At 71.7% G+C, this 23,845-nt stretch carries 22 protein-coding genes and 1 pseudogene; 11 read left to right on the forward strand and 12 right to left on the reverse strand.

The annotated features are described in order from the left end of the window. Positions 1-14 precede the first annotated feature (14 nt). From BIV25_RS16035 to BIV25_RS16055, 5 genes and pseudogenes are all read right to left on the reverse strand, one after another. Complete coding sequence (locus BIV25_RS16035; protein WP_071373002.1) at positions 15-2,627, reverse strand: SpoIIE family protein phosphatase; 2,613 nt, start codon at positions 2,625-2,627, stop codon at positions 15-17. Positions 2,628-2,963: 336 nt separating this feature from the next. Then, the gene (locus BIV25_RS16040; protein WP_177235299.1) at positions 2,964-3,377 is read right to left on the reverse strand and encodes an ATP-binding protein; all 414 of its coding nucleotides are present in this window, start codon (positions 3,375-3,377) and stop codon (positions 2,964-2,966) included. A 301-nt stretch (positions 3,378-3,678) separates the two neighbouring features. Continuing rightward, positions 3,679-4,107: pseudogene (locus BIV25_RS16045) on the reverse strand ((deoxy)nucleoside triphosphate pyrophosphohydrolase); the annotation flags it as partial. Positions 4,108-4,137: 30 nt separating this feature from the next. Beyond that, positions 4,138-4,329 (reverse strand): SPOR domain-containing protein, encoded by a 192-nt coding sequence (locus BIV25_RS16050; RefSeq protein ID WP_071373004.1) that lies wholly within the window; start codon positions 4,327-4,329, stop codon positions 4,138-4,140. A 465-nt stretch (positions 4,330-4,794) separates the two neighbouring features. After that, complete coding sequence (locus BIV25_RS16055; protein WP_071373005.1) at positions 4,795-5,547, reverse strand: GntR family transcriptional regulator; 753 nt, start codon at positions 5,545-5,547, stop codon at positions 4,795-4,797. Positions 5,548-5,805: 258 nt separating this feature from the next. Here BIV25_RS16055 and BIV25_RS16060 point away from each other — a divergent pair, with 258 nt between their 5' ends. After that, on the forward strand, positions 5,806-7,029 hold the full coding sequence (locus BIV25_RS16060; RefSeq protein WP_071373006.1) for a serpin family protein: 1,224 nt from the start codon (positions 5,806-5,808) through the stop codon (positions 7,027-7,029). Between the two features lie 234 nt (positions 7,030-7,263). Here the strand turns inward: BIV25_RS16060 and ychF are convergent, their stop codons facing one another. Further along, on the reverse strand, positions 7,264-8,352 hold the full coding sequence (ychF, locus tag BIV25_RS16065) for a redox-regulated ATPase YchF (protein ID WP_071373007.1): 1,089 nt from the start codon (positions 8,350-8,352) through the stop codon (positions 7,264-7,266). Between the two features lie 342 nt (positions 8,353-8,694). Between ychF and BIV25_RS16070 the strand changes: the two genes are divergently transcribed. Next, entirely contained in the window at positions 8,695-9,048 is a 354-nt protein-coding gene (locus BIV25_RS16070; protein WP_371273028.1) for a DUF6542 domain-containing protein, read from the forward strand. Positions 9,049-9,070: 22 nt separating this feature from the next. Here BIV25_RS16070 and ppgK read toward each other — a convergent pair whose 3' ends face one another. Next, positions 9,071-9,817 (reverse strand): polyphosphate--glucose phosphotransferase, encoded by a 747-nt coding sequence (ppgK, locus tag BIV25_RS16075; RefSeq protein ID WP_071373008.1) that lies wholly within the window; start codon positions 9,815-9,817, stop codon positions 9,071-9,073. A 40-nt stretch (positions 9,818-9,857) separates the two neighbouring features. After that, entirely contained in the window at positions 9,858-10,865 is a 1,008-nt protein-coding gene (locus BIV25_RS16080; protein WP_071373009.1) for a 4-hydroxy-3-methylbut-2-enyl diphosphate reductase, read from the reverse strand. A gap of 171 nt (positions 10,866-11,036) precedes the next feature. On the opposite strand from BIV25_RS16080, the gene xseA reads away from it, so the two are divergent. The 3 genes from xseA to BIV25_RS16095 all read left to right on the forward strand — a co-directional run bounded on the left by xseA (position 11,037) and on the right by BIV25_RS16095 (position 13,212). Then, positions 11,037-12,245 (forward strand): exodeoxyribonuclease VII large subunit, encoded by a 1,209-nt coding sequence (xseA, locus tag BIV25_RS16085; protein WP_071373010.1) that lies wholly within the window; start codon positions 11,037-11,039, stop codon positions 12,243-12,245. Next, positions 12,242-12,466: an exodeoxyribonuclease VII small subunit gene (locus tag BIV25_RS16090; RefSeq protein WP_071373011.1), complete on the forward strand. Its 225-nt coding sequence runs from the start codon at positions 12,242-12,244 to the stop codon at positions 12,464-12,466. Before xseA ends, BIV25_RS16090 begins: the two co-directional genes overlap by 4 nt. 155 nt (positions 12,467-12,621) lie before the next feature. After that, positions 12,622-13,212 (forward strand): malonic semialdehyde reductase, encoded by a 591-nt coding sequence (locus tag BIV25_RS16095; protein WP_071373012.1) that lies wholly within the window; start codon positions 12,622-12,624, stop codon positions 13,210-13,212. Between the two features lie 81 nt (positions 13,213-13,293). Here BIV25_RS16095 and BIV25_RS16100 read toward each other — a convergent pair whose 3' ends face one another. Beyond that, a complete protein-coding gene (locus BIV25_RS16100; protein ID WP_079176669.1) occupies positions 13,294-13,818 on the reverse strand; it encodes a DUF4245 domain-containing protein in 525 nt (174 codons plus the stop codon). 126 nt (positions 13,819-13,944) lie between these two features. Here BIV25_RS16100 and glpX point away from each other — a divergent pair, with 126 nt between their 5' ends. Continuing rightward, positions 13,945-14,979: a class II fructose-bisphosphatase gene (gene glpX / locus BIV25_RS16105; RefSeq protein ID WP_071373014.1), complete on the forward strand. Its 1,035-nt coding sequence runs from the start codon at positions 13,945-13,947 to the stop codon at positions 14,977-14,979. A 102-nt stretch (positions 14,980-15,081) separates the two neighbouring features. Here glpX and BIV25_RS16110 read toward each other — a convergent pair whose 3' ends face one another. Both BIV25_RS16110 and BIV25_RS16115 read right to left on the reverse strand, forming a co-directional pair. Continuing rightward, on the reverse strand, positions 15,082-15,459 hold the full coding sequence (locus BIV25_RS16110; protein ID WP_071373015.1) for a WhiB family transcriptional regulator: 378 nt from the start codon (positions 15,457-15,459) through the stop codon (positions 15,082-15,084). 175 nt (positions 15,460-15,634) lie between these two features. After that, positions 15,635-16,375 (reverse strand): DUF1707 domain-containing protein, encoded by a 741-nt coding sequence (locus BIV25_RS16115; RefSeq protein WP_071373016.1) that lies wholly within the window; start codon positions 16,373-16,375, stop codon positions 15,635-15,637. Positions 16,376-16,543: 168 nt separating this feature from the next. On the opposite strand from BIV25_RS16115, the gene BIV25_RS16120 reads away from it, so the two are divergent. The 4 genes from BIV25_RS16120 to BIV25_RS16135 all read left to right on the forward strand — a co-directional run bounded on the left by BIV25_RS16120 (position 16,544) and on the right by BIV25_RS16135 (position 21,391). Then, the gene (locus tag BIV25_RS16120; RefSeq protein ID WP_071373017.1) at positions 16,544-18,214 is read left to right on the forward strand and encodes a fumarate hydratase; all 1,671 of its coding nucleotides are present in this window, start codon (positions 16,544-16,546) and stop codon (positions 18,212-18,214) included. Between the two features lie 202 nt (positions 18,215-18,416). Next, entirely contained in the window at positions 18,417-19,064 is a 648-nt protein-coding gene (locus tag BIV25_RS16125) for a hypothetical protein (RefSeq protein ID WP_071373018.1), read from the forward strand. A 21-nt stretch (positions 19,065-19,085) separates the two neighbouring features. Continuing rightward, positions 19,086-20,648 carry a hypothetical protein gene (locus tag BIV25_RS16130; protein WP_071373019.1) on the forward strand — a complete coding sequence of 521 codons (1,563 nt, stop codon included), beginning with the start codon at positions 19,086-19,088 and terminating at the stop codon, positions 20,646-20,648. Beyond that, a complete protein-coding gene (locus tag BIV25_RS16135) occupies positions 20,645-21,391 on the forward strand; it encodes a TIR domain-containing protein (protein ID WP_071373020.1) in 747 nt (248 codons plus the stop codon). Before BIV25_RS16130 ends, BIV25_RS16135 begins: the two co-directional genes overlap by 4 nt. A 72-nt stretch (positions 21,392-21,463) precedes the next feature. On the opposite strand, the gene BIV25_RS16140 is transcribed toward BIV25_RS16135, so the two are convergent. Then, positions 21,464-22,303, reverse strand: a complete 840-nt coding sequence (locus tag BIV25_RS16140; RefSeq protein ID WP_071373021.1) for a macro domain-containing protein — start codon at positions 22,301-22,303, stop codon at positions 21,464-21,466. A 146-nt stretch (positions 22,304-22,449) separates the two neighbouring features. On the opposite strand from BIV25_RS16140, the gene BIV25_RS16145 reads away from it, so the two are divergent. Then, positions 22,450-23,811, forward strand: coding sequence for a macro domain-containing protein (locus BIV25_RS16145; protein WP_256255847.1), 1,362 nt, complete (start codon positions 22,450-22,452; stop codon positions 23,809-23,811). The last annotated feature ends 34 nt before the right edge of the window (positions 23,812-23,845 follow it).

The following is a 23,845-nucleotide window of genomic DNA, read 5'->3' on the forward strand; positions in this document are numbered from 1 at the left end:
TCGACGGGAGCCGGTCAGAAGAGGCTCAGGAGGGCCCCCGCCGGGTCCGTCAGGCCTGTTTCGGCGCCGGGCAGCGGCAGTTCGAACCACACCGTCTTGCCCCGCGGGGTCCGGCGGGAGCCCCAGGCCGCGCTGAGCAGCCCCACCAGCTGCAGGCCCCGGCCCCCCTCGTCCGTGTCCCGGGCCCGCCGGCGCCGGGGCTGGACCAGCCCCGAGTCCCAGACCTCGCACACCAGCGTCCGGTCCAGCAGCAGCCGCAGCCTTATCTCGCCCTCGCCGTACCGCAGCGCGTTGGTGACCAGCTCGCTGACGAGCAGTTCCGTCGTGTCGACCAGCGCCTCCAGGTCCCAGCTCTGCAGCTGCCCCCGGGCGAACTCCCGGGCCCGGCCCACGCTCTTCGGCTCGCGCGGCAGCGTCCAGTCGCCGACCGACTCGGCCGGCAGCCCCTGCACCCGTGCCATCAACAGCGCGATGTCGTCCTCGCCGTGATGCGTGTCGAGGGTGTTGAGGACGTGGTCGCAGACGTCCTCCAGCTGCGGGGCGGGATCGCTGAGCGCGCCCACGAACGCCTGGAGTCCTTCGTCCAGCGGATGATCGCGGGACTCGACCAGGCCGTCCGTGTAGAGGGCGAGAAGGGCGCCCTCCGGGAGTTCGACCTCGACCTCCTCGAACGGCTCGCCGCCCACGCCCAGCGGCATGCCGGGCGGCACGTCCAGCATGAGCGCGCTCTCGCCGGGCTCGACCAGCACCGGCGGCAGATGGCCGGCGTTGGCGAAGGTACAGCGTCTGGTGACCGAGTCGTACACCGCGTACACGCAGGTCGCGAGGTACACCTCGGACAGGTCGGCGTCGCGCGGCTGGCGGGCCGTGCGGCCGGCCTGCTGGACGCCCCCCGGTGTGCCGAGGCCCCGCGCGATCTCGTCCAGCGCCGAGAGCACCTCGGCGGGTTCGAGGTCCAGCAGCGCCAGGGTCCGTACCGCCGTGCGGAGTTCACCCATGGCCACGGCCGCGCGCAGACCGCGTCCCATCACGTCGCCGACCACCAACGCCGTACGGTGGCCGGGCAGTTCGATCACGTCGAACCAGTCGCCGCCCACCTCGGTCGCCGCGTTGCCGGGCAGGTAGCGGCAGGCGATGTCCAGCCCGGAGGCCTCGGGGTCGCCGGGTGGGAGCAGGGACCGTTGCAGGATCAGCGCCCGCTCGTGCTCCCTGCGGTACAGCCGCGCGTTGTCGATGCAGACCGCCGCGCGCGCCGCCAGCTCCACCGCCAGGTCCCGGTCGCGGTCACCGAACGGCTCGCTGCCCTTCGTCCGGGCGAACTGCGCGAGGCCTACGACGGTGTCGTGGGCCACCATCGGCACGGCCAGCGTTGACTGCACGAGGCCGCCGTCCTCGGCGGGCACGTGCTGCGGCCGGGCGGTGCGCAGGGCGTCGGCGCACGGCGAGGCGAACGGGAAGTGGTGGACGGCACCGACCGCGACCCGCTTGCCGGTGATGCCGAGGGGTGCGCCGGAGACGGCGCTGGCGTAGGCGACGCGGCGCAGTTCCGCGCTGCCGTCGGCCCGGCCGGGCGGGGTCTCGTCGCCGGTCAGCAGCCCCTGGTAGAGGTCGACGGTGGCGAGGTCGCAGAAGCCGGGGACGACGACGTCGAGGAGTTCACGCGCGGTGGTCTCCAGGTCCAGCGAATTCCCTATGCGGGCCCCGGCCTCGTTGAGCAGGGCGAGGTTGCGCCGGGCCGCGGCGGCCTCGCGGGCGGCGGCCCGGCGGGCGGTGATGTCGGTGCCGAGCCAGGCGATGCCGATGGGCCGGCCGCTGCCGCCGTGCACCCGGTAGAGGTTGACCGACCAGTGCCGGCGCTCCGCCGAGTTCGGCACGTGCCCGGTGACATGCATGTCGGTGATGGACTGGCCGGTCTCCAGCACCCGGCGCAGGGTGGCCGAAACCCGCTCGGCCTCGCCCCGCGGCAGGTAGTCGTGCACGCCCTTGCCCCGGTGGTCGTCCGGGGCACCGCCGAAGATGGAGGCGAATCGCTCGTTGGCCCGTCGGACCCTCAGATCGGTGTCGATCAGGAGGAACCCGAACGGGGACTGGCCGAAAATCGCCTGGGACGCGGCGAGGTCGGTCTCGATGCTGCGCAGCGTGCGGACGTCGACGACGATGCACACGGCGGCCTTCTCGCCCTCGGCGGTCCGGGTGGGCATGACGTAGACCTCGGCCAGCCCCTCCTCGCCGCGCGCGCCGTCGGGCGCGTCCGGCATCCGGAAGGGCACGACCCCGGTCCACTCCCGCCCGTCGAGGATCTCGGCCATCTTGCGCTGGCCGTGCTCGCGCAGGTCGGGATCGACGAAGGCCTCTATGGGGTCCATGCCGACGGCGCGTCGGGCGGGGATGCCGAAGAGCTGCTCGGCGCGCAGGCTCCACTGGTCGACCAGTCCGCCGGGACCGATGGAGAAGGACGCGACCCGGATGTAGTCGTAGATCGAACCGGGCGGGCTGCTCTGCCACATGGCGTCGCCGGGTACCGCTTCGCGCCGCGCGTCGCCGTGTACGGCAGCCACCGCGGCCTGGTTCCTCGCGCCGTCCGACGGGTCCTCGGACTCCGTGGCCTTCGCTGGTATCTCGCTCACGCGAACCGTCCCCTCCAGCTCACCGCGCCCGGCACCGGTCACCGGGGGCGGCTGCCCGCAGTATCCAGCACTACGGCGCCGCACGACACGGTGTTCACGATCACAGCATGGTCCAGGTGTTTTTCGGACCAGTCCGTGACAACACTTCCACTCTTCTAACCAGGGAACACGCCCTCGAATCACGCAGTCGGTGACGGGTCGTGTGCCCGGGGCGCACGCGGGACGGTCCGTCGCCGTCCGTACACCCCTGTGCCCCTCGTGTGCCCCCCCATCACCCCGGCCCCGCCGATACGTCGCTCCGGTCCCGTCCGTTCAGCACTACTGCCCCCGGGTACGTCACTGCGGCAGCACGAGTTCGAACCAGACGGTCTTTCCGCTCACGCCGGGCCGGGTGCCCCAGCGGCGCGAGGAACCGGCGACCAGTTGCAGGCCGCGCCCGCCCTCGTCCTCGGGCCGGGCGACGCGCTCGCGCGGCGGGTCCGGCAGCGGGTCGGAGACCTCCACCAGCAGCGTCCCGGCCCCGTCGAGCCCGGCGGGTCGCACGAGCCGTACGCCGATGGGGCCGGTGGCGTGCCGCAGCGAGTTGGTGACCAGCTCACTGACCAGCAGCGCGGTCAGGTCGGCGACGCAGTCGAGATGCCAGCCGTGCAACTGGCCGCGGACCACGGCACGCGCGGTGCGTACGGCTCCCGGCTCCGCGGGAAAAGTCCACTCGGCGCAGTCACCATCGGTGTCGATCACGCCGATCACTTCCCAGGCCAGCGAGCTTCACCCATGTCCGGTTTCGTGGGGTTAATGGGCACATACCCGATATCCGGTGGGCAGTACCGTGCAACGGGGCGCACAGTGGCACGAACGGCGTACGCGGCGCTCCGCGCGAGGAGCCGTCCGCCTAGGAGCCCGGGCCGCGCGGTTGCCGTGCGGCTGCGGGAGCTTGCGGATCGCTCGCCGGTTCTTGTGGGCTGCTCGCGGGACCTTGCGATCCCTGTGGGTCACTCGCGGGTCTCAGGGAGTTGCTCGCACCCCGAGAGGCGACCGCACGTCCAGGCAGTCCCGCTCCCGATCGGGCCACCGCCTCCCGGACCGCCGGGACGTCCTGGTCCAGCCAGGCGACGTCCCAGGTCTCGTCCGGCGTCAGCCAACGCAGTTCGTCGTGGTCCTGGAGGGGCCGGGGCGCGGGTGAGCCGGGGCCCAGGCGGGCGGTCCACACCCACAGGACGTACGGCGCCCTGAGCGGCCATTCCCCCGGCACACGCTCGACCGGCTCGGCGTCGATGCCGAGCTCCTCGCGCAACTCGCGTGCCAGGGCGTCCTCGGGGCGCTCGCCCGCCTCGACCTTGCCGCCGGGCAGTTCCCACCGTCCGGCCAGATCGGCGGGCGCGCTGCGGCGCGCCGCGAGCAGCCGGCCTCCGTCGAACAGGGCGGCCCCCACCACCACGATCCGGTCCGCGCGGGGTGTCATGGGCGTGCTGGGCGTCATGCAGCGGAGCCTACGGGAGGCCGCCGAGGGTCAGTTGCGCGTGCCGTCCCCGTTCTGCCCGATGCGCTCGACCCAGTAGACCTGTTTGTGGCCCCGGTCGTCGAGGCTGTCGGCGATCTTCTGGGCCTCGGCCCGGGTCGCGTACCGGCCCACGCGGTAGCGATTGCCGTTGTCGTCCTGCCGTATCACGATCCAGGGCAGGGAGACCGTCCCCTCATTCATGGCTCCCACCGCCCCCGACACTCCGTGTCGCATGGCCGCACCCTCCCCCACTCTCGGCGGCGCTCGCGCGGGGGCACCCCCATCCCGCCTCGGACCCCCGCCGGGCCCCGCCTAAGGAAACCGCAATCCGCATATGCCCGAGCGTACGCCCAACCTTTACTCAGCGAATACGCCTTTTCACAAAGAGGTACGCAACCAGCCAGAACACCAGGGGCGCACGCGTACGAATGCGCCGTCGCGAACGCCACCGTCGCGCGTCGCAGGCATATCCGAGTGACCGGTGACCACCTGGGAAAACGGCCGGATCGCGGTGGCACACCGAGGCCGGGAGGCGGGCGCGCGACCGGGTGGACATGCACATGGAGCGCCGAGGGTGTGCGCTACCTCACTCCGAGGGGCGCGCGCACCCGCCCGCCGACGGCCGCGCACCCGCGCCCACCGGCAACCATTGAACGGCCGCGCCGGTCATCTCACCGGCAGGTGGTACGCCACCCGGTACCGATCCGCCGGGATCACCACGTCGGCGGTCTCCACCGGGCGGCCGGAGGCGTAGTACGTGCGCTGGATGACGAGGACCACATGGCCGGGGACCCCGCCCAGCACATGCAACTCCTCGGCGAGACCGGGGCGGGCCCCGACCTCCTCGGTCACGTTGTCCACGATGACGTCGATGGCCCGCATCCGCTCGGCCACGCCCATCCCGCCGAGCGGCCCCTCCTCGGGCAGCATCACCGGGGTACGGCCGGTGAGGGCGAGGGGCTCCCAGGAGGTGGAGAGCATCATGGGCTCTCCGGCGTCCCGGAACAGATACCTGGTGCGCATCACCCGGTCCCCGGCCTGGATCGCGAGCCGCTCGGCGATGGCGGCCCCGGCCGGTGCCTGCTCGCTGCTGGACTCCCAGGTGCCGCGCACGGAGGCGTCGGCCTGCTCCTGCCGGAAGGGCGTGGCACCGCCCGTCGGGCGGTATCCGGAGCGGGCCACCCGGCGCGGCACCGGCCGCTCGCGCACATACGTCCCCGAGCCGGAGCGGCCCTCGACCAGCCCCTCGGCCATCAGCACCTTGCGGGCCTCCAGCGCCACCGTGTCCGAGACGCCGTACTCCTCGCGGATGCGGGCCTGGGAGGGGAGACGGGTGTGGGGCGGCAGCGAACCGTCGACGATCTTCTTGCGGAGATCACCCGCGACACGCAGGTACGCCGGCTGCTCACCGAAAGTCACTGGCCGCTCCTATCAGGCTGTACAGACAGCAACAGCGTGGCAACCGTGGGTTGTGCCGTGCAAGCAAAGGCCAGAGAATCACTCGATGTGATGACATGAGGCGGGGAAGGGCTTTACCCAGGCACTTTCTCCCCCGTATAGGCGCGCTCACACCTCCGCCCGGCCCGCTCGTCGCCCCACGGGGGCGCGGGACCGGGACGCCGGTACCGATACGGTGCTTCCGGGCGGGAACAGTCACAGAACGGGTGGGGGGCGGTAATGACCACGGCAGGAACGACCCTGACGGGGAGTCGGGCGAGCGCGGAGGCGGTCCGGGCGGTGAACCGGCTCACCCGGCGATGGGCGTCGGCCGCGCAGGACGGCACGGCGTTCTCGGCGACGGGCGTCTGGCCCCTGCTCGCGTTCCTGGCCGACGGCGCCGCGGGCCCCGCCCGCGCGGAACTGGCCGAGGCGCTGGGGGTGCCGGCCGGCCAGGCGGCGGGCGCGGCACGGGAGTTGCTGGCCGCACTCGCCTCGGTGTCCGGCCTGGACGCGGCGCTCGGCCTGTGGGCGCACCAGGGGCTGCCCCTGCGCGAGGAGTGGCGGACCGGGCTGCCGGCGGGGACGTACGGGGCGTTCGGCGACGACCTGGTCACCGCGCAGGAGCGGCTGGACAGATGGGCGTCCGAGCGGACCGGCGGGCTGGTCGAGCGCATGCCGGTGACCCTGACCCGGGACGCGCGGATGGTGCTGGCCGGCGCGCTCGCGCTGCGTACGACCTGGCGCCAGCCCTTCGACGAACAGCCGCTCCGGCCGGACACGGGCCCCTGGCAGGGCCGTACCCTGCGCGGGCTGCACCGGCGCGGCCCACGCCCGGACCGGGTGGGTGTGACGGGCACCCCGGACGGCTTCGTGACGGCGCTGACGGTGCCCGGCGACAACGGCATCGACGTCCACCTGGTGCTCGGCGAGGAGCGGATGACCCCGGGTCAGGTGCTCACGGCCGGGGTGGAGATCGTGGAGCGGGCCCTGCCGCTCACGCCGGGCGGCACGCTGCCGCACGGGCACGTGGGACCGGGCCTGCACGTGGAACAGCAGCCGACCGTCAGTCCCGAACCGCCCTCGCTGGACGTGCGGACGGTGGCCTACGAAGTGCGCGCCGATCACGATCTGCTGTCCCTGGCCCCGCTGTTCGGCCTGACGACGGCGTCGGACGCGAACCACGGCCACTTCCCCGGCATCAGCCCCCACCCGCTCGCCATCGGCCAGGCCCGCCAGTCGGCGCTGGCACAGTTCGGCCCACTGGGCTTCCGGTCGGCGGCGGTGACGGCGGTCATGGCGGCACCGGGCGGCGCACCGCCCCAGCCCCGCTACGAGTCCACGGTCGTCCGCACCGTCCTCGACCGCCCCTTCGCCTTCCTCGCCGCCGACCGCGAGTCCCGGCTGGTACTGGTGGCGGGCTGGGTGACGGACCCGACACCGTATCCGCCGGCGTGGACCTAGAGAGCGACCAGGCGCCTCCTGGGAGACCCGCCGGGTCGCCCTGTCCACGCCCGGACTCGTCGGCGAACTCCGCGAACTCGTCACCCGTAGCGCGGAGTTCCGTCGGGCGGCCCACCCCGGAAAGCCGTCCGCAGCGGACGCCGCACAATCGACGAAGGGGCCGGGCCCTCAGCGGCCCGGCCCTTTCTTCCCCGTATGTCTGCCGCCTCAGCGACGTGGGCTCACTTCGTCCGGTCAGACGTTGAACCGGAACTCCACCACGTCCCCGTCCTGCATCACATACTCCTTGCCCTCCATCCGTGCCTTGCCCTTGGCGCGGGCGTCGGCGACCGAGCCCGTGGCGAGCAGGTCGGCGAAGGAGATGACCTCGGCCTTGATGAAGCCCTTCTGGAAGTCGGTGTGGATCACGCCGGCCGCCTCGGGGGCCGTGGCGCCCTTCTTGATCGTCCAGGCGCGGGACTCCTTGGGGCCGGCCGTGAGGTAGGTCTGCAGGCCGAGGGTGTCGAAGCCGACGCGGGCGAGGGTGGCGAGGCCGGGCTCGTGCTGGCCGACGGACTCCAGCAGTTCCAGCGCCTCTTCCTCGTCCAGCTCGGCGAGGTCCGCCTCCAGCTTGGCGTTGAGGAAGATCGCCTCGGCGGGGGCGACCAGGGCGCGCTGCTCGTCCTTGAAGGCGTCGTCCGTCAGCTCGTCCTCGTCGACGTTGAAGACGTAGAGGAACGGCTTGGTCGTCAGCAGGTGCAGGTCGTGGAGCAGCTCCGCGCGCTCGGTGCCCTGGAGGATGCCCTGGGAGAAGAGGGTGTCGCCCTTCTCAAGGATCTCCTTGGCCTCCTCGACCGCCTTGACCTTGGGGGCCACGTCCTTCTTGATCCGCGACTCCTTCTGGAGGCGCGGGAGGACCTTCTCGATCGTCTGGAGGTCGGCGAGGATCAGCTCGGTGTTGATCGTCTCGATGTCGTCCTTCGGCGAGACCTTGCCGTCGACGTGGACGACGTTCTCGTCCTTGAAGGCGCGGATGACCTGGCAGATCGCGTCGGACTCGCGGATGTTCGCGAGGAACTTGTTGCCGAGGCCCTCGCCCTCGGAGGCGCCGCGCACGATGCCGGCGATGTCGACGAAGTCGACCGTGGCCGGGAGGATGCGCTCCGAGCCGAAGATCGAGGCCAGCTGGGCCAGGCGGGCGTCGGGGACGCCGACCACGCCGACGTTCGGCTCGATCGTGGCGAACGGGTAGTTGGCCGCGAGCACGTCGTTCTTGGTCAGGGCGTTGAACAGGGTCGACTTGCCGACATTGGGCAGGCCGACGATTCCGATCGTGAGCGACACGTTGCGACTTCCCGTGGATGAGTGGGCGATGAGTGGGCGCGATCCACCAGTTTACGGCGTCCCCGCCGACCGGCTCGCGGGAGCGTCGAACGCCCGGCCAAGCTCTGCTCACCGGCGTGTCTGATGGCCGATTCGGCACATAAACAGACCTAAGTTGGTCCAGTGGAGCAACACAGCAAGCGACCCCCGAATGACGGACCGCGCCGCGGTACATCGCCGCACGCGCAGCTTCCCCCTCAGGCCCGGCGCGGCCCCTGGGCGGGAGCGGGTCAGGCGGGGCGGCAGGCGCGTGTCGCGCGGCCGGCGGCGGGGGCGCGACTGCCGAATCCCCGGCTCACCGGGCTGGGCAGCGGGTTGTTCTGCACGGTCGTGATGTTCCTCCTCGGCTGCCTCGACGCGCTGCTGTTCGACGCGTCCATGACCACGTACGGCGTGCTGTTCGTGCCGGTCTGCGTACTGACCGCGCTGTGGGTGCGCGAAGGGGATCTGCTGACCGCTCCCGTCGTCCTGCCGATCGCGTTCACCCTCGGGCTGTTCCCCGTCGCCGACGGGAAGGCCGGGGTGCTCGGCCGGCTGGTGGGGGTGTTCACCGGACTCGCCACCCAGGCCGGCTGGCTCTACGGCGGGACGGTCGCGGCCTGGGCCATCGTGCTCGTCCGGCGTGTGAGCCGGGTGCGCAGTCGCCGCCGGACCTGACGGCCTGGGCCGAAGGACCCGTCTACCCGTGCTCGGCGGCGCTCATCGCCGCCCCGACGATCCCCGCGTCGTTCTGGAGCTGCGCGGGGACCATCTCGGCTCTGATGCCCTCGATGAGGTGCAGGAACTTGTCGGACTTACGGCTGACCCCGCCGCCGATGATGAACAGCTCGGGCGAGAAGAGCATCTCCACATGGGCCAGGTACTTCTGGACGCGGCGCGCCCAGTGCTCCCAGGTCATGTCGCCGTCCTCCTTGGCCTTGCTGGAGGCGCGCTTCTCGGCGTCGTGGCCGTTCAGCTCCAGGTGGCCCAGCTCGGTGTTCGGCACGAGGACGCCGTCGACGAAGACGGCGCTGCCGATGCCCGTGCCGAAGGTGAGCAGGATGACCGTGCCCTTGCGGTCGCGGCCGGCGCCGAAGCGCATCTCGGCGACGCCCGCCGCGTCCGCGTCGTTGAGGACGGTCACCGGGAGTCCGCCCAGCCTGCCGCTGAACAGGGCGCGCGCGTCGGTGTCGATCCAGCTCTCGTCGACGTTCGCCGCCGTACGGACCATGGCGCCGCCCGTGACCACTCCGGGGAAGGTCAGGCCGACCGGGCCCGTCCAGCCGAAGTGGTCCACAACCTGCTTGACCCCGTCGGCCACGCCGTCCGGTGTCGCCGGATGCGGGGTGAGCACCTTGCAGCGCTCCTGGGCCAGCTCGCCCTTGTCCAGGTCCACAGGGGCGCCCTTGATCCCGGATCCGCCGATGTCCACGCCGAAGATCTGCATGGCACCACGTTACGACGGACCACTGACAGTCACGCCGCGCTCACGCCTCCGCCGCGCCGCTGCCGCCACGCTCGGCGACCAGCTCGACGGCCTCTTCACGCAGGTCACGGCGGAGTTCCTTGGGCAGAGAGAAGGTGATGGACTCCTCGGCCGCCCTGACCAGCTCCACGTCGCCGTAGCCGCGCCCGGCGAGCCACTCCAGCACCTGCTCGACCAGCACCTCGGGCACGGAGGCACCGGAGGTGACGCCGACGGTGCTCACGCCCTCCAGCCAGGCCTCGTCGATCTCGGCGGCGAAGTCCACCAGGTGGGCGTCGCGGGCGCCGGCCAGCTTGGCGACCTCGACCAGCCGCTTGGAGTTGGAGGAGTTGCGCGAGCCGACCACGATGACCAGCTCGGCCTCGGCGCCCATCTGCTTCACGGCCAGCTGACGGTTCTGCGTGGCATAGCAGATGTCGTCGCTGGGCGGGGAGACGAGGCCGGGGAACTTGGTCTTCAGGGCGTCGACGGTCTCCATGGTCTCGTCCACGGAGAGGGTGGTCTGGGAGAGCCAGACGACCTTCGAGGGGTCGCGGACCTCGACCTTGGCGACGTCGCCGGGGCCGTCCACGAGCTGGATGTGCTCGGGGGCCTCGCCGGAGGTGCCGATGACCTCCTCGTGGCCCTCGTGCCCGATCAGGAGGATGTCGTAGTCGTCCTTGGCGTACCGGACGGCCTCCTTGTGGACCTTGGTGACCAGGGGGCAGGTGGCGTCGATGGTGGCGAGCCGGCCCCGCGCGGCCTCCTCGTGCACGACCGGGGCGACGCCGTGCGCGGAGAACATCACGATGTTGCCGGGCGGCACCTCCTCGGTCCGCTCGACGAAGATCGCGCCCTTCTTCTCCAGGGTCTGCACGACGTACTTGTTGTGGACGATCTCGTGCCGGACGTAGATCGGCGCCCCGTACTGTTCGAGGGCCTTCTCGACGGCGATCACGGCGCGGTCCACGCCCGCGCAGTAACCACGGGGTGCGGCGAGCAGGACACGGCGGCCAGTCGAAGAGGTCATGCGTCCCATCGTAAAGCCCGTGCCGGCTCGCCTTCGGCCGCGTTCGGCCCGCGTTCCGTCAGGCGCGGACGGTGCGGGTCCACCGCAGGCGGGCTCGGTGTCCGCCTGCACGCGCGGGACGGCCGGGCGGCGTGGGGCCCGCTGTCAGTACGCCCCGATACTCTCGATCGCATGGCTGCCAACACCTCCCCCGAAGCCCCCCTCCCGGTCGGTGAGGTCTCCCGGCTCATCGGGGGGTGGATCGACCGGCTCGGGGCGGTGTGGGTCGAGGGGCAGATCACGCAGCTGTCGCGGCGGCCCGGCGCCGGGGTGGTGTTCCTGACCCTGCGGGATCCGTCGCACGACATCTCGGTCAGCGTGACCTGTTACCGACAGGTGTTCGACGCCGTCGCCGATGTGGTCGGCGAGGGCGCCCGCGTCGTCGTGCTGGCCAAGCCGGAGTGGTATGCCCCGCGTGGTCAGCTGTCCCTGCGCGCCACCGAGATCAGACCCGTCGGCGTCGGTGAACTGCTGGCCCGGCTGGAGCAGTTGAAGAAGGCACTGGCCACCGAGGGGCTGTTCGCGGCGGAGCGGAAGAAGCCGCTGCCGTTCCTGCCGCAGCTGATCGGGCTGGTCTGCGGCCGCGCCTCCGCCGCGGAGCGGGACGTGCTGGAGAACGCCCGGCACCGCTGGCCCGCCGTCCGCTTCGAGGTGCGCAACGTCCCGGTGCAGGGCGTGCACGCCGTGCCGCAGGTCGTGCAGGCGGTGAAGGAGCTGGACGCGCTGGAGGAGGTGGAGGTCATCGTCGTCGCGCGCGGCGGCGGCAGCGTGGAGGATCTGCTGCCCTTCTCCGACGAGCAGCTCGTGCGGGCCGTGGCGGAGTGCCGTACGCCCGTCGTCTCCGCGATCGGGCACGAGCCGGACACCCCGCTGCTGGACTACGTCGCGGACCTGCGCGCGTCCACCCCGACCGACGCCGCGAAGAAGGTCGTGCCGGACGTGGGCGAGGAGCTGGAGCGGGTGCGGATGCTGCGCGGCCGGGCACGGCGGTGCGTGGAGGCGTTCGTGGAGCGCGAGGCCCGGGGGCTGGCCCATGCCCTGGCCCGCCCCTCGATAGAGGATCCGCACCGGATGATCGACGAGCGGTCGGACCATGTCGCCTCGCTGGCCGAGCGTTCCCGGCGCACGCTCGGCCATCTCCTGGACCGGGCGGACTCGGAGCTGACGCACACGCACGCGCGCGTGGTGGCCCTCTCCCCCGCGGCCACGCTCCGGCGGGGCTACGCGGTGCTCCAGAAGGCCGACGGACACGTGGTGCGGGATCCGGCCGAGGTGACGGACGGCGAGACGCTGCGCGCCCGCGTGGCCGAGGGTGAATTCACAGTGAAGGCAGGCGAATGACGAACAAGGCCGAAGAGGCGCTCTCCTACGAGCAGGCCCGGGACGAGCTGATCGAGGTCGTGCGGCGCCTGGAGGCGGGCGGTACGTCGCTGGAGGAGTCCCTGGGGCTGTGGGGGCGCGGCGAGGAGCTGGCCAAGGTGTGCCGGCGGTGGCTGGAGGGCGCCCGGGCCCGGCTGGACGCGGCGCTCGCCGAGGAGGCCGAGGAGGAGGACGCGGAGTAGGGGCCGGCGGCAGGACACGGGAGGAGGCTGTGAAGCGGGTCACCGCGCCGCCATCTTCGTTGAAGGTTGAACTTCGTTGCCGTAAGGTCGTCCTGTCAGCCGATCCGGACCGTGGTCCGGTACGTCGGAACAGGCGCGACCCAGAAAGTTCACGCATGTCTCTCGTTCTTGACCCCGCCGCCCAGGACCTGCTGTTCCGCGAGGCCCGTACCGCGAACACCTTCACCGACGAGCCGGTGACCGACGAGCAGGTCCAGGCGATCTACGACCTGGTCAAGTACGGCCCCACCGCCTTCAACCAGACCCCGCTGCGCATCACCCTGGTCCGCTCCGCCGAGGCCCGCGAGCGCCTGGTGAAGCACATGGCCGAGGGCAACCAGCCCAAGACGGCCACCGCCCCGCTGGTCGCGATCCTCTCCGCGGACAACGAGTTCCACGAGGAGCTGCCGGCCCTGTTCCCGGCCTTCCCGCAGGCCAAGGACGTCTTCTTCGCCGAGCGCCCGGCCCGCGAGGGCTCCGCCGCGCTGAACGCCGCCCTCCAGGCCGCCTACTTCATCGTCGGCGTCCGCGCCGCGGGCCTCGCCGCCGGTCCGATGACCGGCTTCGACTTCGAGGGCGTCCGCAAGGAGTTCCTGGACGACGACCACACCCCGCTGATGGTCGTCAACATCGGCAAGCCGGGCGCGGACGCCTGGTACCCGCGCTCGCCGCGCCTGGCCTACGAGGACGTCATCACGACCGTCTGAGCCGCCCGGCACACCGCACATCGCACGACGAAGGCCCCCAGCACCGCCGGGGGCCTTCGTCGTGCGCGGGGTGCGGGCAGGTCACCCGGTCTTCAGCGCCGCCGCCAGCTTCGCCATCTCGTCGAAGGACGCCGTGCCCGCCACGACCGTGGTGGAGCCGTGCGTGCCGTCGAGGACGAGGGCGTCGTAGCGGCCGCCGGTGTACCGGGTCCAGGTGCGGCCGTCGATCGTCTGGGTCCGCTTCGTCGCCGAGGCGCCCTGGCTGGCGTCCGCGATGAAGTCGGCGGCCTTCTGCGTGGACTGTTCGAGCTGGACGTACTGGCCGTCCGGCGTCTGGTAGCCCAGGTGCCAGCGCTTGGTGGGCGGGTCGTACCGTACGGACGTCGCCTTCCAGGTGTCCGGCAGGCCCGCGGGAGCGGCCACCGGGTAGCCCGCGTCGCGCCGGGCACCGATCAGCTCGACCCGGTAGGGGACCCTCGGGAGGTCGGGAGCGTGGTCGCTGTGCGGGATCGCGAGGAAGTAGACGCCCGCCGCCGCGATGCCGATCACGGCCAGGGAGAGGATCATGTCCCGGGCCGTCTTCTGCTTACCTTTGGAACCTGCCACGCCCCCTATCGTCGCAGGTGCCCCAAGCGCTCATCCGTGGGGTCCCCTGCTCATTTTGTCTGCCTAACGATAGAGTCGGGGCCAAACCCTCATCCGGCCGTCGCCGTATCAGAAAGGTGCGCTCCGATGACCGAAAATCATCACCTGCCGTCCGAGCTCGATGTTCCCTCCGAGGCTCCCGACCGCAACCTCGCCCTGGAACTCGTCCGGGTGACCGAGGCCGCCGCCATGGCGGCCGGCCGCTGGGTGGGGCGTGGCGACAAGATCGGCGCCGACGGTGCCGCGGTACGTGCCATGCGGACCCTCGTCTCGACCGTGTCGATGAACGGCGTCGTCGTCATCGGCGAGGGCGAGAAGGACGAAGCCCCGATGCTCTTCAACGGGGAGCGCGTGGGCGACGGCACCGGCCCCGAGGTCGACATCGCCGTCGACCCGATCGACGGCACCACGCTGACGGCCAAGGGCATGCCGAACGCGATCGCCGTCCTGGCCGCCGCCGAGCGCGGCGCCATGTTCGACCCGTCCGCCGTGTTCTACATGGACAAGCTGGTCACCGGCCCCGAGGCCGCGGACTTCGTCGACATCAACGCGCCGGTCGCCGTGAACATCCGGCGCATCGCCAAGGCCAAGCGGTCCGCGCCGGAGGACGTCACCGTCGTCATCCTCGACCGGCCGCGGCACGAGGGCCTGATCAAGGAGGTCCGCGAGGCCGGCGCGCGCATCAAGCTGATCTCCGACGGCGACGTCGCCGGCTCGGTGTACGCGCTGCGCGAGGGCACCGGCGTCGACCTGCTGCTCGGCGTCGGCGGCACGCCCGAGGGCATCATCTCGGCCTGCGCCGTGAAGTGCCTGGGCGGCACGATCCAGGGCAAGCTGTGGCCGAAGGACGACGTGGAGCGGCAGCGGGCGCTCGACGCCGGGCACGATCTGGACCGCGTACTCACCACGGACGACCTGGTCTCGGGTGAGAACGTGTTCTTCGTCGCCACCGGTATCACCGACGGTGAGCTGCTGCGCGGTGTGCGGTACCGGTCGGAGACCGCACTGACCGAGTCGATCGTGATGCGGTCCAAGTCGGGGACGGTACGGAGGATCGACTCCGAGCACCGGCTGCGCAAGCTGCGGGCGTACAGCGCGATCGACTTCGACAAGGCCAAGTAGGTCCGGGGGCGGCTGCGCCTCTTCAGAGGGGGCGCGTGGAGCGTCGGCGACCGCGGGTCGTACGCGGTCGCTCGCGCGGTTCCCCGCGCCCCTTCGGGACGCTCAGCCCGCCATCCTGTTCGCCGCCGTCGCCCGCGCCGCCTTCTTCAGCTCCATCTCCCTGCGGCGGCGCCTCGCCAGGACCACGCGGCGCTCCGCTGCCGTCAGGCCGCCCCAGACGCCGTACGGCTCGGGCTGGAGGAGGGCGTGCTCGCGGCACTCGACCATCACGGGGCAGCGGGCGCAGACACGCTTGGCCGCCTCCTCGCGGGACAGCCGTGCCGCGGTCGGCTCTTTCGACGGCGCGAAGAACAGGCCGGCCTCGTCGCGCCGGCACACCGCCTCGGTGTGCCAGGGGGCGTCTTGGTCCCTGTCCCGCGCCGGACCCCGCTGGGCCGGAACGGCAGCTACCTGCAGGGACGAATGCGGCGGTTGCAGCACGGGTCTACTCCTGACGACGGCTTCGCGAGCGAGAGACGATGCAGCAAGGCCTACCCGCTGTACGCGCGCCTATGCACTGCGTTCCCAACCGCGGGCGCACGACGGCTCGTTCACGCCCCCGGGGTTCGCCGCGCGGGGGAACCGGCCCTTCCCGTCACCGGCGGATTCGCGACTGTCAACGGTCCAGGTGTTTGCGCAACTTCGCGTCGACCTTGTCCTGGACCCGCTCCAGCTTGCGGTCGACCTTGCTCTGGACCCGCTCCAGGATGTCGCCGACGCGCTTGCCGCGCTTGGGCCGCGCCTCCACGTTGCCGAGGACGGCCCAGCCGTCGACGTAGACCACCGGGGCGTCGGTGTCGACCGAGTCCAGCGTGTCCACCTCGAAGTTGCCGAGGACGCCGCCGCCGGTGCCGCGCAGCGACACGTTCTCCGGGACACGGATCTGGACGTCGCCGAAGACCGAGACCGCCTTGATCACGACCTGTTGGTACTCGAAGATCGCCTCGCTGAGGTCGATCTCCACGCTGCCGAAGACCGAGTACGCGTGCAGCCGGCGCCCGGCGCGCCAGCGGCCGCGGCGCACGGCGCTGCTGAAGACCGCGACCACGTTGGCGTCCGCCTCCTGGGGTATCGCGCCGTCGGCGGGGCGGGGCGGCACGGGCGTGTAGGCGGGGCCGGCCGGCTGCTGGTGGGCGGCAGGCAGGTCCCGGATGAAGACCTCCAGCTCACCCACCGTCTTGGCGTGCAGCACTCCCTCGACACGGTCGGCGTGCTCGTCGGCGGTCAGCCGGCCCTCGGCGAGGGCCTCGCGCAGGATGTCGGCGACCCGGTCGCGGTCGGCGTCCGAGGCGCGCAGTTCGGCGACGCTCGGTGCGGCGTCGTTGTCATGGGTACGGGCGGGCTTCTGAAGGTCCACGACAGCAGGGTACCGAAACGCGATAGATCGCGACTAGGGGTGTGGACGACCCCGGGCGTGTCGAACTGAGCCTTACCTCACAGGATCGGTGTCGGTGGCAGGTTCTACGCTGGTGAGGCCCGCCAGCGTCGGCGGGCGGCCGTCCGTCACAGTGAGGAATGGGCTGAGATGCCTGAGTTCGCGTACACCGATCTGCTCCCACAAGGAGAAGACACCACCCCGTACCGGCTGGTGACCTCCGAGGGCGTGTCCACCGTCGAGGGACCGGACGGGCGGACGTTCCTCAAGGTGGAGCCGGAGGCGCTGCGCACGCTGGCCGAAGAGGCCATCCACGACATCCAGCACTACCTGCGCCCGGCCCACCTGGCCCAGCTGCGCCGCATCATCGACGACCCCGAGGCGTCCGGCAACGACAAGTTCGTCGCGCTGGACCTGCTGAAGAACGCGAACATCGCGGCGGCGGGCGTGCTGCCGATGTGCCAGGACACCGGCACCGCGATCGTGATGGGCAAGCGCGGCCAGAACGTCCTCACGGAGGGCGGCGACGAGGCGGCCCTGTCCCGCGGCATCTACGACGCCTACACCAAGCTCAACCTGCGCTATTCGCAGATGGCCCCGCTCACCATGTGGGACGAGAAGAACACCGGCTCCAACCTCCCCGCCCAGATCGAGCTGTACGCGACCGACGGCGGCGCCTACAAGTTCCTGATCATGGCGAAGGGCGGCGGCTCCGCGAACAAGTCGTTCCTGTACCAGGAGACGAAGGCCGTCCTGAACGAGGCCTCCATGATGAAGTTCCTGGAGGAGAAGATCCGTTCGCTGGGCACGGCCGCCTGCCCGCCGTACCACCTGGCGATCGTCGTCGGCGGCACGAGCGCCGAGTACGCGCTGAAGACCGCGAAGTACGCCTCCGCGCACTACCTGGACGAGATCCCGGCGGAGGGCTCCGAGCTGGGCCACGGCTTCCGGGACAAGGACCTGGAGCAGAAGGTCTTCGAGCTGACGCAGAAGATCGGCATCGGCGCGCAGTTCGGCGGCAAGTACTTCTGCCACGACGTCCGCGTCGTCCGCCTCCCGCGCCACGGCGCGTCCTGCCCGGTCGCCATCGCCGTCTCCTGCTCGGCCGACCGCCAGGCCGTCGCGAAGATCACCGCCGAGGGCGTCTTCCTGGAGCAGCTGGAGACCGACCCGGCGCGCTTCCTGCCGGAGACGACCGACGAGCACCTCGACGAGTCCTCCGACGTCGTGAGGATCGACCTCAACCAGCCGATGGACACGATCCTCGCCGAGCTGACCAAGTACCCGGTCAAGACCCGGCTCTCGCTGACCGGCCCGCTGGTCGTGGCCCGCGACATCGCGCACGCCAAGATCAAGGAGCGGCTGGACGCGGGCGAGGACATGCCGCAGTACCTGAAGGACCACCCGGTGTACTACGCCGGCCCCGCCAAGACCCCCGAGGGATACGCCTCCGGCTCCTTCGGTCCGACGACGGCCGGCCGGATGGACTCCTACGTGGAGCAGTTCCAGGCCGCCGGCGGCTCCAAGGTGATGCTGGCGAAGGGCAACAGGTCGAAGCAGGTCACCGACGCGTGCGACGCGCACGGCGGCTTCTACCTCGGCTCCATCGGCGGCCCCGCCGCCCGCCTCGCCCAGGACTGCATCAAGAAGGTCGAGGTCCTGGAGTACGAGGAGCTGGGCATGGAGGCCGTCTGGAAGATCGAGGTCGAGGACTTCCCGGCGTTCATCGTGGTGGACGACAAGGGCAACGACTTCTTCCAGGACCCGGCCCCGCAGCCGACGTTCACGTCGATCCCGGTCCGGGGCCCGGGCCTCGCCTGACCTCCGCCCCGCAAGGCAGCGCGGGAGCCCCCGGCCGTCGTCGGCCGGGGGCTCCCGTGCGTCCGGGTCCCGGGCCCGGATCGGAAGCGCTTCGGAAGCGCTGAAACCGGCCGAAGTCCGGCAGGGGTCGGGCAAGGTAGCTCCGTTCGTACCGCACGAGACGAGCGAGACCCGGCCGGTCTGCCGGGAACTGCGAGGACCCATGAACCACACCCACAAGCCGCTGGGCTTGTTACCCGCCGCCGGGCAGGAACGGACGTACGCGCTGATCATCGCCGGCGTCCCGCTGCTGCTGATACTCCTGACCGCCGTCCTGCCCCAGTCGGCCTCGGACGGCGGCGGATCCGCGTCCGGCGCTGTGTCCGGCAACGGCGGCTACTCCTACCAGCCCACCGTCCCGGATCCGGCGACGCCGGACACCTCCACGGCCTCCATCCCCGCCTCCACCACCTACGGCGCGGAGAGCACGGGCGGCACGGACGCCACGGCACTCTCCCCGAGCCCGGCCGACACGCAGAGCCCGACCGGCACGGACAGCGCCACCCCCGGTACCGACGGCGCGGCCGATCCCGGCGCGACGGTGCAGCGGTACTTCGACGCCATCAACGGCCATGACTTCAAGACCGCCTGGGACCTCGGCGGCAAGAACCTCGACTCGTCCTACGCGTCCTTCGTGGCGGGCTTCGCCGGCACCGAACAGGACACCGTCAGCGTCGCGTCCGTCCAGGACACGACCGTCTCCGTGAGCCTGCTCGCGCAGCAGACCGACGGCACGCAGAAGTCGTACAGCGGCCAGTACACGGTGGTGGACGGGGTCATCACCCATGCCTCGGTCACCCCGGCCGACTGAGCAGAGCGGAGCTGTGAAGACATGGCCAGTGACATTCTTTCCGTCCCCGCTTCGCCGCCGGAACCGGCGGACCCGGTTCCCGGCCGGACAGCCCCGGACGCCACGAGCGACGCCACCCGGCTGCTGTGCGCCGGCGCCTACCTCGACCGCGAGTACCGCGCCGCCGTCATCCGCGTCCTGACCCACCCGTTCCGGGTCGTGGCACCGTCGTACGGGTACGACGCGGTCCCCGTCCTCGCCCACGCGCTGGCGGCGCGCCGGCTGCACCGGCTGCGGCTCGCCGTCCTCGGCGCGGGCCTCGCCGGCACGGTCGTCCTCATGGTCACCGGTGTCCTGTCCGGGATCGTCGCGCTGCTGACGATGCTGTGGCTGGTGTGGGTCACCGCGTTCCTGCAGCGGGTCGTCACGCTGCAGACGCTCACGAACCGGCTGCGCGCCGGCACCGGTGCGGCGGGTGCGCGGGACGGGTTCGACGGCTCCTACCCCGACCACCCCCTGCTCACGGCCCGGACGGTGGAGAAGATCAACCACGAGCAGACGGCGGACGGCAGCCTGATCCGCTACGGCGGCTACAAGCCGTTCGTCGGCGCCGGCGGCCAGGTGCGCCGGTGGTCCACGGCCGAACTGCTGATCGGCGCGCCGGTCAACGTGCTCGACCAGCACCGCGGCGGCGCGGGCGCGCCCACGGCCGCGGGCGCCCAGGAACCCCGGCGCAAGGAGGTCGTCCCCTTCACCGGCAAGGAGATCACCGACTACGTCGCCGGGCGCATGAACGCGGAACTGCGCGACCGGGCCCGCCGGTCGGAGCGGATCGGCGGGCTCGCCGTCGAACAGTCCGCGTTCACCCGGGCCGTCACGACGATCCGTCCCGGCGGGCGCGAGCCGGACCGGGCACACCGCGGCGCCGGCTGGGCGGAGGGCTACGACGCGCAGCGCGTGTACCTGTGCGTCCGGGTCGGCTCGTGGAACCAGGAGCTGGTCACCACGGCGTTCGTGGGCTTCGACCTCAAGGGCAACACCCTGCACACCGAGTTCTACTCGTACGTGCTGGCGCCGATCCGCAGGAGCTTCCACCTGGTCGACCGGCTCCCGGCCGCCCTGAACGGCCCGCTGCTGCTCAGGGTCGCGAAGGACACCCTGCTGGCCACGCCCGGGGCGGCCGTGGGGGCCCTGTTCTCCTGGGTACCGGCCGTGCTGGCCTTCCTCGGGCGGGGCGACAGCCGGGTGCGGACGAACGACCCCAGTGAGTTCCGCCTCGGCCGCTACGCCGTCCCCGCGCGGAACACCGGCGCGCTCACCAGCGTCCGCGAGCTGGCGACCAGCGCCGACTTCCACGTCTTCTTCCAGGAGACGGACACGATCAAGTACACGCAGATCGTGGAGCGCCAACTCCTCCAGTTCGTCCGTGACTTCCTGCAGGCGCACAACGTCGACCTGGCGGAGCACGAGGCCCGCCAGACGAACATCCTCAACGACTACCGGCACCACAACAACCACGTCGAGAACAACCACGGCAACGTCAACTCGGGGACGCAGAACGTGCATCACGGCTCCGGCGGCGGCAAGGGGGCGGGGGCCTCATGACCGGCAACGACTTCGGACTCGGCAACGACTTCGGCCACAACAACAACTTCGTGAACGACAACAGCGGCTCCGTCAACTCGGGGACACAGAACTTCTACGACGGCGGCGCCCCGGCAGCCCCCCGGCCGTCGGCCCCCCGACCGGCGGATGCCGGGCAGGGCGGTTCCGGAGCCGCCGCCCCGGACCGCGGCCGCAGCGTCTTCGTCGTCCACGGGCGGGACGAGGAGGCGCGGTTGAAGATCTTCGACCTGCTGCGCCTGCTCGATCTGCGCCCGCTGGAGTGGGAGGACCTGGTCAGAGCCACGGGCAGGACGGCGCCGTTCCTGGGCGAGGTCATCGCGCAGGCCCCCGCGCAGGCCCAGGCGGCACTGGTGCTGCTCACCCCGGACGACGTCGTGCAACTGCACCCTGACCTCAGGGGACCGAACGAGCCGCCGTACGAGAGCGAGCCGACCGGTCAGCCCCGGCCGAACGTGCTGATCGAGCTCGGCATGGTGCTGATGGCCTACCCGGAACGCACGCTGATGGTGGAGATCGGCGCACTGCGCGCGATCTCCGACATCGGGGGGATGAACGTCATCCGGTTCGACGGCTCGGCGACCGCTCTCGGCAAGATCGTCGAGCGGCTGAAGCTGGCGGGCTGCAAGGTCAACGACACCGGCTCGGACTGGCGCCAGACCTGGCCGTACCGCCATCTGTCGGCGTACCACCGCACCGGGCGGGAGGTGCCGCCGGCCCGTTGAGCCGCGGTACGGGCCCGTTGACCGGGGGAGGGCCCGTACCGCATCACCGGGGGGGTGGGCGGGTGCCCGGGGTCACACATGCCGCCGGGCACCCGCCGCCAGCGTCGCCAGGAACGCGCCGGCCTCCGGCAGATCGATCCGCCCCAGCTCACCGGGGCGGACGAGCACGCGCAGCTCGCGGCAGACCGTCCGCTCCCACGAGTGGGCCACGAACGACAGCAGGATCAGCCGCAGCAGACTGTCCTCGTCGAGGTCGTGCAGCCGGGCGAGCCCCGCACCGGTCAGCGGCATGGTGACGCGTTCGAGCTGGGCGTGCCGGTGGACGGCGTCCCACAGCCGGTCCAGGCCGAACCACAGGTCGTGCACGCTGGAGGCGGCCACGCAGTCGTTGCCCATCCGGCTGTAGGCGACGGCGAAGACCAGCTGCGGCCGGCTGCCGAGGGTGGCGACGGTCCCGATCGGATACCGCGCCCGTTTGCCCCGCGGCTTGTCCCGCGCGCTCTCCCAGGCCACCGGCGCGACCCCGGCCAGCGCGGCGTCCAGCGCGGCATCCAGCAGCCGGGTGTCCCCGCCGTAGCGGCGGTCGAGCAACTGCCCTTGCACACTCGTGTCGTTGATGACGACGCCGTCGTCCACGAGGGTGTCGAAGGTGTCGGTGAACCCCACCACCAGATGGCCCGGCTGCGCGAAGAGGTCGCCCTCCTCGACGACCACGGTCATCCCGGGGCGCCCGAACTCCTGCCGTACCGCGGGCTGCGGGCGCGCCCGGGCGAGCCCCCAGGCCAGGCACAGGGCGACGGAGGCGGCCAGCACCAGTCCGGGGCGGTCCACGGCGCGAGGGAAGAGCTGTCCGACGAACTGGACGACGGCCGACACGGCGCCGAAGGCCGCGAGCACGCTGCCCGTGAACATCCGCCGCCCGCGCCGCGACCACCTCGGAAGCCGTATCCGCAAACCGGACAATCGCATGTTTCCCTCCAGAACCCCTTGGTACGCTGACGCACAGTCACGCGGCAGAGGGGGCGAGGCGCGTGCAGATCCGCACATCGTGCGTACGTGTGAGCGTGCTCGGCCCCGTACGGCTGGATGTGAACGGCACTCCGGTACGGCTCACCCCGCTGACGGCCCGTCTGCTGGTGCGGCTGATCGCCGCCGACGGCGAAGCCGTGACCGCGCGGCAGCTCTACCGCGACGTGTGGCAGCAGACCGTCGAACTGCCGCACCAGGAGCTGCGCAACCGCAACGAGGTGCAGAAGCGGATCCTGGAGCTGCGGCGCGCCTTCGACCTCGCCGGGCCGGGGCACGGCGCCCGGATCATCCGCACCGGGCAGCTGCCGTCCGGGCGCGGCATCCAGAGCACCTATCAACTCGACCTCACAGAGGAGGAGTTGGACAGCACGGAGTTCACCCGCCTGGTGGGCGACGCGCTGCGCGCGGCACCGGCCTCGGCCGTCCGGCTGCTCATGGAGGCGCTGCGGCTGTGGCGCGGCCGGCCGCTGACCGAGGTGCACGACGAGGAGTTCGCGGGCGCGCCGGTGCGCCGGCTGACCCGGCTCCGGGAGACCGCGCTGCGCGAACTGGTCGACGGACACACCGCGCTGGGCCGCTACGACCTGGCCCTGCCGGTGGCCGAACAGACCGTCCGGGAGCGGCCGGACGACGTCGAGGCCGCGGCCGTCCTCACCCGGCTGAACGCCCGGCTGCGCGAGCGGCACGGCGGCGAACTGCTGCGCCACACCCTGCGCGGGCTGCGCGTGGACGTCGTCGTGGTGCGCGGCGACCTGTTCGACCAGGAGGACGCCAACCTGGTCGTGGGCTTCTCCGACACGTTCGACACCTTCCCCGACGACGTCGTGATCAGCCGGGAGAGCGTGCAGGGCCAGCTGGTCGACCGCCTCTTCGGGGGCCGGCACAAGCTCCTCGACGTCCACCTGCGGCGCGGTCTGGGCCGGTTCACCCCGCTGGGCACGGAGAGCGTGCGGACGAAGCGGCGCGGCCGTCGCGTGCGCTATCCCGTCGGTACGGTCGTGGCGGTGCCGGCCGGCCGGCGCCGGGTGTTCGCGCTGGCCTACTCCCGCCTGGGCAACGACCTGCGGGCCCGGTCCGGACCGGCGGACCTGCGGCTGAGCCTGGAGCGGCTGTGGCCCTCGGTCGCGCTGCACGGGCTGTTCAAACCGGTGGCGATACCGCTGATCGGCACGGGTCTGTCCCGCATCGTCGAACTCGACCGGACCCAGCTCGTGCTTCTGATCGTCGAGACCTTCACGCAGAGCCTGCGCCAGGACCCGGCCGTCTCCCCCGAGCTGCGCGTGGTCATACGCGCCGACGACCTGGCGCGGACCGACCTGTCGGCGGTCGAGGCGTTCCTGCGCGGCGTGGACGAGCGGGGGCCGGCCGCCCCGCCCGCCACGGTGCCGTGACCTGGTCATTTCCATGCCCCCAGCACATCCCCGC

The sequence above is a fragment of the Streptomyces sp. MUSC 14 genome (assembly GCF_001866675.1).
GTDB lineage: Bacteria > Actinomycetota > Actinomycetes > Streptomycetales > Streptomycetaceae > Streptomyces.

Excerpts from the sequence above, each read along its gene's own strand:
- BIV25_RS16140 (WP_071373021.1), bottom strand. The coding sequence starts at position 22,303 with ATGTTCACGGGCAGCGTGCTCGCGGCCTTCGGCGCCGTGTCGGCCGTC.
- BIV25_RS16095 (WP_071373012.1), top strand. The coding sequence starts at position 12,622 with ATGTCTCTCGTTCTTGACCCCGCCGCCCAGGACCTGCTGTTCCGCGAG.
- BIV25_RS16120 (WP_071373017.1), top strand. The coding sequence starts at position 16,544 with ATGCCTGAGTTCGCGTACACCGATCTGCTCCCACAAGGAGAAGACACC.
- glpX (WP_071373014.1), top strand. The coding sequence starts at position 13,945 with ATGACCGAAAATCATCACCTGCCGTCCGAGCTCGATGTTCCCTCCGAG.
- BIV25_RS16050 (WP_071373004.1), bottom strand. The coding sequence starts at position 4,329 with ATGAATGAGGGGACGGTCTCCCTGCCCTGGATCGTGATACGGCAGGAC.
- BIV25_RS16135 (WP_071373020.1), top strand. The coding sequence starts at position 20,645 with ATGACCGGCAACGACTTCGGACTCGGCAACGACTTCGGCCACAACAAC.
- BIV25_RS16090 (WP_071373011.1), top strand. The coding sequence starts at position 12,242 with ATGACGAACAAGGCCGAAGAGGCGCTCTCCTACGAGCAGGCCCGGGAC.
- BIV25_RS16130 (WP_071373019.1), top strand. The coding sequence starts at position 19,086 with ATGGCCAGTGACATTCTTTCCGTCCCCGCTTCGCCGCCGGAACCGGCG.
- ppgK (WP_071373008.1), bottom strand. The coding sequence starts at position 9,817 with ATGCAGATCTTCGGCGTGGACATCGGCGGATCCGGGATCAAGGGCGCC.
- BIV25_RS16060 (WP_071373006.1), top strand. The coding sequence starts at position 5,806 with ATGACCACGGCAGGAACGACCCTGACGGGGAGTCGGGCGAGCGCGGAG.
- BIV25_RS16125 (WP_071373018.1), top strand. The coding sequence starts at position 18,417 with ATGAACCACACCCACAAGCCGCTGGGCTTGTTACCCGCCGCCGGGCAG.
- xseA (WP_071373010.1), top strand. The coding sequence starts at position 11,037 with ATGGCTGCCAACACCTCCCCCGAAGCCCCCCTCCCGGTCGGTGAGGTC.
- BIV25_RS16080 (WP_071373009.1), bottom strand. The coding sequence starts at position 10,865 with ATGACCTCTTCGACTGGCCGCCGTGTCCTGCTCGCCGCACCCCGTGGT.